Here is a 12,330-nt window from a genome sequence, read left to right on the forward strand (position 1 = left end):
AATCGGGTCCGGTGCTGCGGCGGCCTGCCATCCATATGCGATTTTCGTATATGGAACCTTGAAATTCTTCGTTTGCACCGCTTGCCGTCACCGTTAAGCTGGGGCGACCCGGCTTGTTGGCCATTTTCTGGAAGTGATACGCCATGCACAGTATTTATCCCGCGGCGCCCGCCGACGACACGGCCCAGTGGAACCTGGGACCCGTGATCCAGGCCCTGCGCAGCTCGCGCGAAGACAAGCACAAGATCCGCCATAACGGCAGGGTGCGTGAACTGCCGTCGCGCGAAGCGCTCACCACCATCGTCAACGGCCTGTCGGCGGCCCTGTTCCCCACGCATTACGGGCGTCCGAATCTGACCGATGAAAGCATCGACTATTTTGTCGGCGACACGCTGAACACGACTCTGAACCGACTCAGCGAGCAGGTGCGGCGCGGCTTGCTATTTTCCATACCAGCTGGCGATGAACAGAACGGCGCCAGCGATGATGCGGTGCTGGCGCAGCAGGCGCGCGACATCACGCGCGCGTTTGCCGCCAGCCTGCCCGACATCCGCGCCCTGCTGGTGTCGGACGTGCAGGCCGCCTATGCGGGCGACCCGGCCGCCACCTCGGTGGCCGAGATCATGCTGTGCTATCCGGGCACCATCGCCATTCTGTACCACCGCCTGGCCCACCAGCTGCACGCGCTCGGCGCGCCTTTCCTGGCGCGCCTGATCGCCGACATCGCGCACACCCTGACGGGCATCGACATCCACCCGGGCGCGCACATCGGCGCATCGTTCTTCATCGACCACGGCACGGGCGTGGTGATCGGCGAGACGGCCATCATCGGCCAGCGCGTGCGCCTGTACCAGGCCGTCACCTTGGGCGCCAAGCGCTTTCCCGCCGATGCTTCCGGCGCGCTGATCAAGGGCACGCCGCGCCACCCCATCGTCGAGGATGACGTGGTGATTTACGCGGGCGCGACCGTGCTGGGGCGCATCACCATCGGCGCGGGATCGACTATCGGGGGGAATGTGTGGCTGACGCAGAGCGTGCCGCCTGAGAGTAACGTATCGCAGGCGCAGATGCGCAACGATTGAGAAGAATGAAAGGAAAAACGAACCCCAGCGCAGAAACTGGGGTCGTACCCTCAGGGTACGACCCCGGTATTTGCGGTTGGGTTTACTTCACCGCCAGCGCTTCATAGCGGGCCACGGGCACGCCATCCTTCAGCAGCAGCAATTCCTGGTCCGCGTAGCGGTAGCCATTGACTTCGCCCAGGGTGGTCAAGAGCTCGCGTTCGAGGTCCATGTCCTGCGGCTGGCACATCATCATGGTGCCGGCCAGCTGCGAGAAGGCCAGGGTGCTGACGCCATCGCTGGTATAGCCGCCCATCATCTGGTTGCAGCCGCTGTGGCCGCTGGCGCGGCCTTCGGCCAACTGCAGGGTCACGTCGCGCTGCTCGGGCGCCTTGCGCACCACTTGCTTGCCCTTCAATTCCTTCAGCTTCCACTGCGTGCCCGTCAGCTTCGGCGCCGGCTTGGCGGGCGAGGTGGCGCCGGGCGCCGCGGCGGCAGCGTCGCTGCGCACGGGCGTTTGCGCGCAGCCGGCCGTGATGGCGACAATGGCGGCGAGTGGAATCAGTCTGGCAATCTTGAACATGGCATTTCCTTCTTCAAATGAATGACGTCAGATTAGCAGATACGCGCCGCGCCGGCGTGCACGGTTGACAAGTCTACCGCTCCTGCTCCAGCCGCGCCTCGAGCAAGGTGCGCGCCGCCGCCACGTAGGCGCGGCAGGCCTGCGGGTCGACAAAGGCTTCGCTGCCGGCCGTGGCACTCGCTTCCAGCCGTTCCCACAGTTGCGACGCTTCCGGGTGGGCCGAGATCAGCACGTCGCAAGGCAGCTTTTCCAGGGTCTCGAAGCTGTGGCGCAGGTCCGCCACCGCGTTCGGATACTCGCTGCTGGCGCTGAACTTGAAGCCGGGGCGCGAGACGGCGTTGAGGCTGTCCGCGTAGACCATGTTCAGGCAGCGGGGGCCGTCGCACGATTGCCACGTCCAGCTCAGGCCTCCGGGCGTGTGGCCCGGCGTGGCGTGCGCCGTCAGTTTGATGGGGCCGACATTGAACTGGCCGCCGTCGCGCGCCAAGCGCATGTCCTTGACGGGCGGATACTTGGGCAGCGCGTGGTATTGCGGGTCGTCCGGCCCCACTTCGCCCGACGCCAGGTCCAGCGCGGCCGACGGGCTGGCGGCCACCAGCGCATTGCTGCGCCGCTGCAGCTCGGCCAGGCCGCCCGCGTGGTCGATATGGCCGTGCGAATTGAGGATCAGCTTGACGTCCTCGATGCGAAATCCCAGCGCGCCGATATTGGCGATGATCTTCGGCGCCGATTCCGGCAAGCCGCCGTCGATCAGCACATGGCCCTGCGGCGAGGTGATGAGCACGGAACTGAGGCCTTTCACGCCCACATAATAGGTATTGCCGAAGATGCGGAACGGCGTCTGGTCCTCGTTCCAGGCGGCACAGACTTCGCAGCCAGGCGTCGGCGGCGTGGCTGGCGCAGATGTTTGTGCCTGGGTGGCGGGGCTGCCCAGCAGCATTGCCAGGACCAGCGCGCGTGGTGGTGTGAGGGGCATTGCGATCCTTATCCGTGTTGCCAGGGTGGCATATGCTGACACGGAACGGGGCGCGATGCAAACGCTGGCAGTCATGCCGGCCAGGGCGTCGTCTGGCTAGCAGGCGCTCAGGCGGCGGCCAGCGTGGCGCCGGGCGGGGCCAAAGGCGCGATGCTGACCTGGCGGCCCGCGTGACTGGCGGGCAGGCGCGGGCCCTGGCCGAAGACCTTGTGGCGCAAGCTGCCTTGCTCGTAGCGGGTGCGGTAGCGGCCGCGCCGCTGCAGTTCCGGCACGATGTGTTCCACCACGTCGGCCATGCTGTCGTGCGCCACGGCGAAGGCGAGATTGAAGCCGTCGATGCCCGTCTCGTCCAGCCAGCTTTCCAGCTGGTCGGCCACCTGGCGCGCGTCGCCCACGAGCACGGGGCCGCGCCCGCCCAGGCCGATGTATTCGGCCGCCTCGCGCACCGTCCACGTGCGGTCCGGGTCGGCCTGGCTGAACGAGGCCAGCGCCGAGCGTCCGGCCGGGGAATCGATGTAGTCGATGGTGGCGTCGAGCGGATAGCGGCTGAAATCGACGCCCGTCCAGCCCGACAGCAGCACCAGCGCCGCCTCGATGTTGATGTGGCGCAAGTAGTCGGCGTGTTTGGCGCGTGCTTCTGCCTCCGTGGCGCCCGTGATGACCAGCGCCTGGGCGTAGATCAGCAGCGCTTCGCCATCGCGCCCGCTTTGCCGCACGGCGGCGCGCAAGTCGTCGGCGTAGCGCTTGACGACCGTCTTGCTGGGACCGCTGACAAACGTCGCTTCCGCATGGCGCGCCGCGAAGCGCGTGCCGCGCGGCGAGGTGCCCGCCTGGTACAGCAGCGGCGTGCGCTGCGGCGACGGCTCGCACAAATGGATGCCGGGCACCTGGTAGTGGCGCCCGGCATGGTTGATCGGATGGACCTTGGCCGGATCGGCGTAGATGCCGCGCGCCTTGTCGTTGACGACGGCGTCGTCGTCCCAGCTTTTTTCCCACAGCTTGTAGACGACGTCGAGGTACTCGTCGGCCAGATCGTAGCGCTCGTCGTGGCCCAGCTGCTGGTTCAAGCCCAGGTTGCGCGCCGCGCTGTCGAGGTAGCCGGTGACGATATTCCAGCCGATGCGCCCGCCGGTCAGGTGGTCGAGGGTGGAAATGCGCCGCGCGAACGTGTACGGATGTTCGTAGGTGAGGGCGCAGGTGACGCCGAAACCCAGGTGCGTGGTGGCTTGCGCCATGATGGGCACGAGGGCCAGCGGGTCGTTCAGCGGCACCTGCACGCCGTGTTCCAGGGCCGCATCGAGGCTGCCCCGGTAGACGTCATACACGCCCAGCACGTCGGCGAGAAAAACCGCGTCGAACAGGCCCGCTTCCAGCAGCCGCGCCAGTTCCGTCCAGTGTGCAGGATCGGTATAGCGGTGGCTGCGGTCGCGCGCATGCGTCCACAGGCCCGGCGACTGGTGGCCGACGGTATTCATCTGGAAGGCGTTGAAGCGTATCGTCTTGGCCATGGCTTATTTGGCTGCCGTCTGCAAGGCTTGCTGGTAGTCGGGTTTCGAGTAGCCGGCAAAGTGCTTGTTCGTGATGTCGAGGAATTCGCGCGAGCGGTAGGCGGCCGCCAGGTCCTTGGCGAACTGCTTGTCCTTGTCGGCCGTGCGGATGGCCACCAGGTTGATGTAGTTGGGCGAGATCTTCTCGGCCACCAGCGCCTCCGTCAGTTTCAGTCCCGAGGCCAGCGCGTAATTGCCGTTGATGAAGGAGTAATCGGTGTCGCCCAGCGAGCGTGGCAGCTGCGCCGCTTCCAGCGGCAGCAGCCTGATTTTCTTCGTGTTGACGGCGATATCCTTTTCCGACGCGCGCACGGGGTCGAAGCTGGCGCGCAGCTTGATCCATCCCAGCTGGTCGAGCAGCACCAGCGCGCGCGCCTGGTTGGTCGGATCGTTCGGCAAACCCACGGTCGTGCCTTCCTTCACGTCGTCCAGCGTCTTGTGCTTCTTGCTGTAGATGGCGATCGGCGCCGTGGGGATCGTGATCAGGTCCGTCAGGGCCAGCTTGTGCTCGAGCGCGAATTTCTTCAGGTAGACGATGTGCTGGAACACGTTGGCGTCCAAGGAACCCTCGGCCAGCGCGAAGTTGGGCTGGATGTAATCGTTGAACTCGACCAGCTTGACCTTGTAGCCCTGTTTTTCCAGGATAGGCTTGATGCCCAGCTTGATCTGGTCCGCATACGGCCCGGCGCTGGTGCCGATGGTGATGTCTTTCGGGTCCTTGGCGTGGGCGAAGCTGGCCGTCAAGGCCAGGGTCAGGGCGGTGAGGACGATGCTGCGGCGGGCGATGGTCATGTTAACTCCTGCTTAGTGAAGAACTGGGGTCAGACCCGCCGAGTCTGACCCCGGAAGTCCGTTAAATTGCCTGCGGCGCAAATGTATCGATTCGCCCAGGCCGTGGTTTTACGAGTACGCGGTTGGCTCAGGTACCGTGCCGGTCAAGGCAAAGCGTCCCAGGTCGCGCAGCTTGTAGTCGATGGGGTCGTGCAGGGTATGCACGCGCACGTTGCGCCAGTAACGGTCGAAGCCGTATTGGGCCGAGGTGGAACGGGCGCCCGTCAGTTCGAACATCTGGCTGCTGATTTCCAGGCCCGCCTTGTGCGCCAGACACTTGGCTTCGGCCACGGCCACGGCCAGCAAGCCCCGTTCGCGCGCCGTCACCAGCGCGCCCTTGCGGAATACGGCTTCCAGTTCCTGCGCCGCCGCATCGGCCAGCACCTGCGCGGGGCGCAGCAAGAGCCACAGCTGGCCGTAGCGGTGCTGGAGCAAAGGGTCATCCGTCGCTTGCGCCACGCCCGAGGCAAACCAGGCTTTCGCCTGCTCGCCCGTGTAGCGGCGCGCCGCCTCGAACGCGCCTTCGGCGATGCCCAGGTATAAATTCGCCATGATCAGCTGCGCGATCTGCGAGCGCACGGTGGCTTGCGGCGTGGCGGCCTGCGCGGGTGCCTGCAGCACCAGTTCGCGCGGCAGGGCGACTCCTTCAAAGCGGACATTGCCGCTGTCCGTCTGGCGCTGGCCGAAGGCGTCCCAGTCCGCCTGCACGGTCACGCCATCCTGGCGCGTGGGCAGGGCGCCGATCAGCGCCGTCTGCGTGGGCGCGTGCCAGGCGGAGACGGTCAGCCAGTCGGAGCCCACGGAACCGGAAGAAAAGCTCTTGATGCCGTCGAGGACGTAGCCGTCACCGCTGTCGCTGGCCGCGACCCGTTTGTCGAGGGGGTTGAGGGCATTACCCCAGAACAGGCGCTCGTCGACGGTCAGGGTGAGCAGGCGGCGCTGCTGCTGCGCGCTGCCGTACAGCTGCAGGCCCGCCAGTTGCAGATGGTGGAAGCCGAAGACATGCGCCAGCGCGCTGTCGGCCCGGGCCAGGATGCGGATCACCTGGTACACGAGGGGCCACGACGCGCCCTGGCCGCCGAATTCCACGGGAATCGACAGGGTCAGCAAGCCTGACTCGCGCAGCCATTCGCGTTCCTGCGCCGCATGGCCGCCGGCCTGGTCGCGGGCATTGGCCGTTTCGGCCAGGCGCGCGGCCAGCAACGTGGCGATGCTGATGGCGTCCTGCAGGGGTTCCGGCACAGGCGGCTGAGGACGGGCGGCATGGAGAAAAACGCTAGACATGGGTGACATTCCAGAAAGACGATGAGACCGATATTGCACCGCCGGGCGCGCGCCGTACACGAAGAAAACCGCGCATGGATATGCGAAAAAAGCCATGCGGGGAGGAGCGTCTTCGCTTGCGGGGCGTCAGGCCCGGATAGACAAAAAACGCATATCGAAGCGCGAAAGCATTCGTTTTATCGGGCCGCTGATGGCGATAGGCTGCAAGCATCCAAGTAGCCAAATCAAACCATCACGTACAGGGACGGGCATCACATGAGCATCTTGTTATTGGGCGGCAGCCCGCAACTCCCATCGAGTTCCAGCCGTTTGCTGCTGCATATCGGCGAACAGCTGGCGCTGCAGGGCCACAGCTACGCCAAGCTGCATGTGCGCGACTTGCCGGCGCGCGCCCTGCTGCTGGCCGACTACGACGACGCGGCGATCGCCCGCGCCGTGCGCGCCGTGGCCGATGCCGACGCCATCGTGATCGCCACGCCCATCTACAAGGCGTCGTATACAGGCTTGCTGAAAGCCTTCCTCGACCTGCTGCCGCAAGATGGCCTGGCCGGCAAGCTGGTGCTGCCGCTGGCCACGGGCGGCGGCCACGCCCACACCCTGGCGCTCGACTATGCGCTGCGCCCCGTGCTGCATGCGCTGGGCGCCAAGCAGGTCTTCACCAGCATTTATGCGAATGCGCAGCAGCTGGCGTGGCACGAAGAAGGGGGCTTGAGCCTGGACGCGCCGATTGCCGCGCGCGTGCAGGCCGGCATCGAGGAGCTGTCCACCGGCCTGTTCGTGCTGCAGGGGCGGCGTCCGCCCGCGCCAGTCGATATCTCGTTACCCGTGCGTTCGCTGCAAGACCAGCCTTACGCCCCCCAGTATCAAGCCGCCTGATTATTCACCGACCAAGGAACCGCCATGACACACCGCCACGCACAACGCCTCTCGCGCCGTACCACTCTGGGCCTGCTGTTTGCCGCCGCTGCCGGCGTGATGGCGGCCGGCATGCCGGCCACGGCGCAGGCGCAGGCCAAGGGGGAGGTCCAGGTGCGTATCGGCTACCAGAAATACGGCACCCTGACCTTGTTGAAGGGGCGTGGCACCCTGGAAAAACGCCTGGCCGAGCAGGGCGTGGGCGTGAAATGGACGGAGTTCCCGGCCGGCCCCGTGCTGCTGGAAGGCTTGAACGTGGGGAGCATCGATTTCGGTACCGTGGGCGAGGCGCCGCCGATCTTTGCGCAGGCGGCCGGCGCCAACCTGGTGTATGTCGGCAATGAGCCGGCGTCGCCCGCCAGCGAAGCCATCGTCGTGCCCAAGGGTTCGGGCTTGCGCACCCTGGCCGACTTGAAGGGCAAGAAAATCGCTCTGAACAAGGGCTCGAACGTGCATTACCTGCTGTTGAAGGCATTGGAAAAGGCAGGCGTCGCGTACGCCGACATCCAGCCCGTGTTCCTGCCGCCGGCCGATGCGCGCGCCGCTTTCGAGCGGGGCAGCGTGGACGCGTGGGCCATCTGGGACCCGTTCCTGGCCGCCGCCGAAAAGCAGCTGGGCGCCCGCGTGCTGGCCGACGGCAAGGGCCTGGTGGCGAATTACCAGTTTTATCTCGCCTCGCGCACGTATGCGGAAAAGCATCCCGAGATCCTGCGCATCGTGCTCGATGAAGTGGCCAAGGTCGATGACTGGGGCCGCAACAACCCGGACGAGGTGGCGGCGATCCTGTCGGCGCAGACTGGCCTGGGCAAGGATGTGGTGGCGCTGGCCGCTACGCGCTATGCGTATGGCGTCAAACCCGTGTCGCCCGACGTCATCGCCTCGCAGCAAAGGGTGGCCGACGCGTTTTCCGCTCTGAAGCTGATTCCGAAACCCATCCTTGTCAAGGATGCGCTGCTGCCGGCGCGCCAGCTGGCCACCAGCGCAAAATAAGGAATAAATATCATGTCATTGAATGTCTTCTGGTTTATTCCGACCCATGGCGACAGCCGCTACCTGGGCACGTCGCAGGGCGCGCGCCCCGTCGATGCCGATTACTTGCGCCAGGTGGCCGTGGCCGCCGACACGCTGGGCTACGATGGCGTGCTGCTGCCGACGGGCCGCTCCTGCGAAGACGCGTGGGTGGTGGCGTCGTCGCTGATCAGCGTGACGCAAAAGCTCAAATTCCTGGTGGCCGTGCGCCCCGGCCTGTCCACGCCCGGCCTGGCCGTGCGCATGGCGTCCACGTTCGACCGCCTGTCGAACGGGCGCCTGCTGATCAACGTCGTCACGGGCGGCGACCAGGGCGAGCTGGAAGCGGACGGCCTGTTTGCCGACCACGCCAAGCGCTACGAGATTTCCGATGAATTCATCAAGGTGTGGCGCGCCACCCTGGCGGGCGAGGGCGGCGCGGCCGGCTACGATTTCGAGGGCAAGCATATCCAGGTGAAGGGCGCGAAAACCCTGTATCCGCCCGTGCAGAAACCGTATCCGCCCTTGTATTTCGGCGGCTCGTCGGAGCCGGCGCACGAACTGGCGGCCGGGCAGATGGACGTGTACCTGACGTGGGGCGAGCCGCCCGCCGCAGTCGCCGAGAAAATCGCCGACATCCGCGCGCGTGCCGCAAAAAAAGGCCGCACGGTACGGTTTGGCATCCGATTGCACGTGATCGTGCGCGAGACCAACGAAGCGGCCTGGCGCGCGGCTGATGAATTGATCAGCCACCTGGACGACGACATCATCGCCAAGGCGCAGGCGGCGTTCGGCAAGATGGATTCCGTGGGCCAGCAACGGATGGCGGCGCTGCATGGCGGGCGGCGCGACAAGCTCGAAGTGTCGCCCAACCTGTGGGCCGGCGTGGGCCTGGTGCGCGGCGGCGCTGGCACGGCCCTCGTGGGCGACGGTCCGACCGTGGTGGCGCGCATGCAGGAATACGCGGACCTGGGTATCGACACCTTCATTTTCTCGGGCTACCCGCACCTGGAAGAGTCGTACCGTTTCGCCGAACTGGTGTTCCCGCTGCTGGGCAAGGGCAAGGCCGTGGGCGAACAGTCCTTGAGCGGCCCCTTCGGCGAAGTCATGGCCAGCAATATCGTACCGGCCGCGCCGCAGAAAAAGGCGGCCTGAGATGGCGACGGCCGCCGTCAAGCGCCTTTCCGGCACGCCCTGGCGGAATGTCTTGGCGCCATGGGCCTTGCCCGTGGCGCTGCTGCTGGCCTGGCAGCTGGCGGCGCAGTGGGGCTGGCTGTCGAGCCGTATCCTGCCCGAGCCGTGGGCCGTGGCGAAGGCTTTCTGGCATCTGGCCGTGTCGGGCGAATTGTGGCTGCACCTGAAGACGAGCTTGTGGCGCGCGACCGTCGGTTTCGCCGTGGGCGCGGGACTGGGCTTGCTGCTGGGCCTATTGACGGGCAGCTTCCGCCACGCGGAAACCCTGCTCGACACGACATTGCAAATGGTGCGCAACATCCCGGCATTGGCCCTGATTCCGCTGGTGATCCTGTGGTTCGGCATCGACGAGACGGCGAAACTCTTTCTGCTGGCCGTCGGCGTGTTTTTTCCCGTCTACCTGAACACCTTCCACGGCATCCGTTCTGCCGACCAGGGCTTGATCGAAATGGCGAAAAGCTATGGCTTGTCCGGCTGGCCTTTGTACCGCGACGTGATCCTGCCGGCCGCCATGCCCTCCATCTTGGTCGGCGTGCGCTTTTCGCTGGGACTCGTGTGGGTGCTGCTGATCGTCGCCGAAACCATCTCGGCGCAGGCCGGCATCGGCTACATGACCATGAATGCGCGCGAATTCTTGCAAACGGACGTGGTGCTGGTGGGGATTTTGCTGTACGCCTTGCTGGGCAAGCTGGCCGATATGTTCTCGCGCCGGCTGGAGCGCCACTGCCTGCGCTGGAATCCCGCTTACCGCTAATGATTGAAGAGGACACCATGCTGCTTGCCCCCATCCAGATCGAAACGGACTTTTTGTCGCACTTCGTGCAATACGACCCGGCCAGCGCGCCGCCGCAGGCGAAGACGGCGCCACCCACCCCTTTGCAACGGCGTGGCGTCCCCCTGGAACTGGCAAACCTGAGCAAATCCTACACCAGCCGCCCCGTGCTGAAAAACGTTGACCTGCAGCTCGAGGCGGGAGAATTTGTCGCCATCGTGGGACGCAGCGGCTGCGGCAAGAGCACCTTGCTGCGTTCGATCGCGGGGCTGGAAAGCATCGATGAAGGCAGCGTCGCCATCGGCAGCGGTGTCGGGGCGCCCGACATCCGCATCATGTTCCAGGAATCGCGGCTGCTGCCGTGGAAGACGGTGCTCGACAACGTGGCCCTGGGCCTGCCCCGTTCCGTCGGCGCGGCGGCCGCCTCGCTGTGGACGGTGGGCCTGGCCGAGCGGGCGGACGACTGGCCGTCGGCCCTGTCGGGCGGGCAGAAGCAGCGCGTGGCGCTGGCGCGCGCGCTCGTGCACGAGCCGCAGTTGCTGCTGCTCGACGAACCCCTGGGCGCGCTCGACGCCCTGACGCGCATCGAGATGCAGCAGCTGATCGAGTCGTTGTGGCTGGCGCGGGGCTTTACGGCCGTGCTGGTGACGCACGACGTGGCCGAAGCGGTGGCGCTGGCCGACCGCGTGCTCTTGATCGAGGATGGCCAGATCACGATGGACGTGCAGGTGGACTTGCCGCGCCCGCGTCAGCGCGGCCATGCGGCCTTCGCCGCGCTGGAGCAGGCTATCTTGTCGCGGGTGCTGCAGCCGCAGGGTCAGATGACTGCGCCAGCACGATGAAGCCGTCGCCATCGACGGTCGCCACGATGCCCTCGTAGCTGGCGATGGCCGGGTGGCGCGTGGCCAGCGGCTGCGCATGCGTGGCAGTGACGACGATGACCTTCGCGCCGGCTGCCTCGCCCGCTTCGATGCCGACCGAGGCATCCTCGAAGACCAGGCAATCCACGGGCGCCACGCCCAGTTTTTCCGCTGCCAGCAGGTAGCAATCGGGTTTTGGTTTGCCAGCCTTGACGTCTTCCGCCGTCACCATGATGGCGGGTATCGGCATGCCGGCCGCCTTCAGGCGCGCCGTGGCCAGCGCGCGCGGCGCCGAGGTGACGATGGCCCATTGCGCGGGCGGCAGCGACGTCAAAAAACGCAGCGCGCCCGCGATTTCAATAATCCCTTCCACATCGATGATTTCCGCATCCGTGATGCCCTGCGATTCGCGCTGCGCGTCGACGCCGGGCAAGCGCAGCTTGGCGATGGTGTCGACCGAGCGCGCGCCATGGATCGTGGGCAGAAAGGCAGCCACGTCGAGGCCCTGGCGCTGCGCCCAGGTGCCCCAGATGCGTTCGGCGGCGGCGATGGAATTGATGACGGTGCCGTCCATGTCAAAAAGAAAAGCCCGGTAGCGGCCGGCGGCCGATGGTGTTGGGGATGACGACGGCGAGGGCAGTGCGGACATGGCTTCCTTCCAATTGATGGGCTGGAAGCCATTGTAACGGCAGCCGGTTTTTATTTCACAGGTAGACCGATTCAAAGCGGGCCACGGGCGCGCCATCCTTTAGCAGAATCAGGTATTCGCCATCGAAACGGTAGCCCGTCACGCTGTTCAAATTGGCCAGCACGGCGCTTTCCAGCTGCATCAGCGGCGGCGGGCAGGCCATGCGGGTGCCGGCCAGCTGCGTGAAGCGCAGGGCCGTGCCGGCCAGCGTGTAGCCGCCCATGACCTGGTTGCAGCCCGTAAAACCATGGACCTTGCCATCGTCGGTGAGCGTGATGCGCACTTCGCGCTCCTGCCCGGGCGCCATCGTCACGGGGGCGCCATCGAGTTCCGTCAGCTTCCAGTAGGTATTCGTCAGGCTGTACGTGGGCGTCAGGCCCGTGTCCGGCCTGGCGCTGTCGGCTGTGGCGGCGCAGCCGCCGGCCATGGCGATGGCGGCGGCGAGGCACAGGTATTTGAAACGATGCGTCAGGCGATGCAGCATGGGATGCTCCTGTGATGGGTGGTATGTCTGCAGCCTAGCAGATTTTTCGCGCCGACCGGCGTACCGCAGCGGCGTTTGTTTCCATTTTGCCAGTCCTGGCATTACACTCATGCTTTCCATTGTTTTA

The 12,330-nt window shown here is 65.9% G+C and carries 13 protein-coding genes; 6 read left to right on the forward strand and 7 right to left on the reverse strand.

Translation table 11 applies throughout. The features are described from left to right. Nucleotides 1–143 precede the first annotated feature (143 nt). A complete protein-coding gene (gene epsC / locus AC3RCG_RS11650) occupies nucleotides 144–1,082 on the forward strand; it encodes a serine O-acetyltransferase EpsC (protein ID WP_492403946.1) in 939 nt (312 codons plus the stop codon). An 82-nt stretch (nucleotides 1,083–1,164) separates the two neighbouring features. Here the strand turns inward: epsC and AC3RCG_RS11655 are convergent, their stop codons facing one another. From AC3RCG_RS11655 to AC3RCG_RS11675, 5 genes are all read right to left on the reverse strand, one after another. Further along, nucleotides 1,165–1,644, reverse strand: coding sequence for an META domain-containing protein (locus tag AC3RCG_RS11655; RefSeq protein ID WP_492403944.1), 480 nt, complete (start codon nucleotides 1,642–1,644; stop codon nucleotides 1,165–1,167). A 73-nt stretch (nucleotides 1,645–1,717) separates the two neighbouring features. Further along, nucleotides 1,718–2,620, reverse strand: coding sequence for a subclass B3 metallo-beta-lactamase (bla, locus tag AC3RCG_RS11660; protein WP_099408700.1), 903 nt, complete (start codon nucleotides 2,618–2,620; stop codon nucleotides 1,718–1,720). A gap of 107 nt (nucleotides 2,621–2,727) precedes the next feature. Beyond that, complete coding sequence (locus AC3RCG_RS11665) at nucleotides 2,728–4,128, reverse strand: LLM class flavin-dependent oxidoreductase (protein WP_492403942.1); 1,401 nt, start codon at nucleotides 4,126–4,128, stop codon at nucleotides 2,728–2,730. 3 nt (nucleotides 4,129–4,131) lie between these two features. Beyond that, nucleotides 4,132–4,959: a MetQ/NlpA family ABC transporter substrate-binding protein gene (locus tag AC3RCG_RS11670; RefSeq protein ID WP_121669098.1), complete on the reverse strand. Its 828-nt coding sequence runs from the start codon at nucleotides 4,957–4,959 to the stop codon at nucleotides 4,132–4,134. A gap of 108 nt (nucleotides 4,960–5,067) precedes the next feature. Beyond that, complete coding sequence (locus tag AC3RCG_RS11675) at nucleotides 5,068–6,282, reverse strand: acyl-CoA dehydrogenase family protein (protein WP_492403939.1); 1,215 nt, start codon at nucleotides 6,280–6,282, stop codon at nucleotides 5,068–5,070. Between the two features lie 255 nt (nucleotides 6,283–6,537). On the opposite strand from AC3RCG_RS11675, the gene ssuE reads away from it, so the two are divergent. Genes ssuE through AC3RCG_RS11700 form a run of 5 tightly spaced genes read left to right on the forward strand, consistent with a single transcriptional unit; the run spans nucleotide 6,538 to nucleotide 11,013 of the window. Beyond that, nucleotides 6,538–7,158: an NADPH-dependent FMN reductase gene (gene ssuE / locus AC3RCG_RS11680; protein ID WP_230505357.1), complete on the forward strand. Its 621-nt coding sequence runs from the start codon at nucleotides 6,538–6,540 to the stop codon at nucleotides 7,156–7,158. Between the two features lie 24 nt (nucleotides 7,159–7,182). Beyond that, nucleotides 7,183–8,187: a sulfonate ABC transporter substrate-binding protein gene (locus tag AC3RCG_RS11685; RefSeq protein WP_492403937.1), complete on the forward strand. Its 1,005-nt coding sequence runs from the start codon at nucleotides 7,183–7,185 to the stop codon at nucleotides 8,185–8,187. 12 nt (nucleotides 8,188–8,199) lie between these two features. Beyond that, entirely contained in the window at nucleotides 8,200–9,360 is a 1,161-nt protein-coding gene (gene ssuD / locus AC3RCG_RS11690) for an FMNH2-dependent alkanesulfonate monooxygenase (protein WP_070289709.1), read from the forward strand. 1 nt (nucleotide 9,361) lies between these two features. Next, on the forward strand, nucleotides 9,362–10,153 hold the full coding sequence (ssuC, locus tag AC3RCG_RS11695) for an aliphatic sulfonate ABC transporter permease SsuC (RefSeq protein ID WP_070289708.1): 792 nt from the start codon (nucleotides 9,362–9,364) through the stop codon (nucleotides 10,151–10,153). 17 nt (nucleotides 10,154–10,170) lie between these two features. Continuing rightward, complete coding sequence (locus AC3RCG_RS11700; protein ID WP_492403935.1) at nucleotides 10,171–11,013, forward strand: ATP-binding cassette domain-containing protein; 843 nt, start codon at nucleotides 10,171–10,173, stop codon at nucleotides 11,011–11,013. Here AC3RCG_RS11700 and AC3RCG_RS11705 read toward each other — a convergent pair. After that, nucleotides 10,958–11,680 carry an HAD-IA family hydrolase gene (locus AC3RCG_RS11705; protein ID WP_492403933.1) on the reverse strand — a complete coding sequence of 241 codons (723 nt, stop codon included), beginning with the start codon at nucleotides 11,678–11,680 and terminating at the stop codon, nucleotides 10,958–10,960. The genes AC3RCG_RS11700 and AC3RCG_RS11705 overlap by 56 nt on opposite strands. Nucleotides 11,681–11,735: 55 nt before the next feature. After that, nucleotides 11,736–12,203, reverse strand: a complete 468-nt coding sequence (locus AC3RCG_RS11710; RefSeq protein ID WP_492403931.1) for an META domain-containing protein — start codon at nucleotides 12,201–12,203, stop codon at nucleotides 11,736–11,738. Nucleotides 12,204–12,330 lie beyond the last annotated feature (127 nt).

The sequence above is a fragment of the Janthinobacterium sp. GW823-FHT01H08 genome (genome assembly GCF_058797855.1).

What these genes read in the sequence shown, in the direction of transcription:
- AC3RCG_RS11670 (WP_121669098.1), bottom strand. Translation starts at nt 4,959, where the DNA reads ATGACCATCGCCCGCCGCAGCATCGTCCTCACCGCCCTGACCCTGGCC.
- ssuE (WP_230505357.1), top strand. Translation starts at nt 6,538, where the DNA reads ATGAGCATCTTGTTATTGGGCGGCAGCCCGCAACTCCCATCGAGTTCC.
- ssuD (WP_070289709.1), top strand. Translation starts at nt 8,200, where the DNA reads ATGTCATTGAATGTCTTCTGGTTTATTCCGACCCATGGCGACAGCCGC.
- bla (WP_099408700.1), bottom strand. Translation starts at nt 2,620, where the DNA reads ATGCCCCTCACACCACCACGCGCGCTGGTCCTGGCAATGCTGCTGGGC.
- AC3RCG_RS11700 (WP_492403935.1), top strand. Translation starts at nt 10,171, where the DNA reads ATGCTGCTTGCCCCCATCCAGATCGAAACGGACTTTTTGTCGCACTTC.
- AC3RCG_RS11685 (WP_492403937.1), top strand. Translation starts at nt 7,183, where the DNA reads ATGACACACCGCCACGCACAACGCCTCTCGCGCCGTACCACTCTGGGC.
- AC3RCG_RS11710 (WP_492403931.1), bottom strand. Translation starts at nt 12,203, where the DNA reads ATGCTGCATCGCCTGACGCATCGTTTCAAATACCTGTGCCTCGCCGCC.
- AC3RCG_RS11655 (WP_492403944.1), bottom strand. Translation starts at nt 1,644, where the DNA reads ATGTTCAAGATTGCCAGACTGATTCCACTCGCCGCCATTGTCGCCATC.
- AC3RCG_RS11705 (WP_492403933.1), bottom strand. Translation starts at nt 11,680, where the DNA reads ATGTCCGCACTGCCCTCGCCGTCGTCATCCCCAACACCATCGGCCGCC.
- ssuC (WP_070289708.1), top strand. Translation starts at nt 9,362, where the DNA reads ATGGCGACGGCCGCCGTCAAGCGCCTTTCCGGCACGCCCTGGCGGAAT.
- epsC (WP_492403946.1), top strand. Translation starts at nt 144, where the DNA reads ATGCACAGTATTTATCCCGCGGCGCCCGCCGACGACACGGCCCAGTGG.
- AC3RCG_RS11665 (WP_492403942.1), bottom strand. Translation starts at nt 4,128, where the DNA reads ATGGCCAAGACGATACGCTTCAACGCCTTCCAGATGAATACCGTCGGC.
- AC3RCG_RS11675 (WP_492403939.1), bottom strand. Translation starts at nt 6,282, where the DNA reads ATGTCTAGCGTTTTTCTCCATGCCGCCCGTCCTCAGCCGCCTGTGCCG.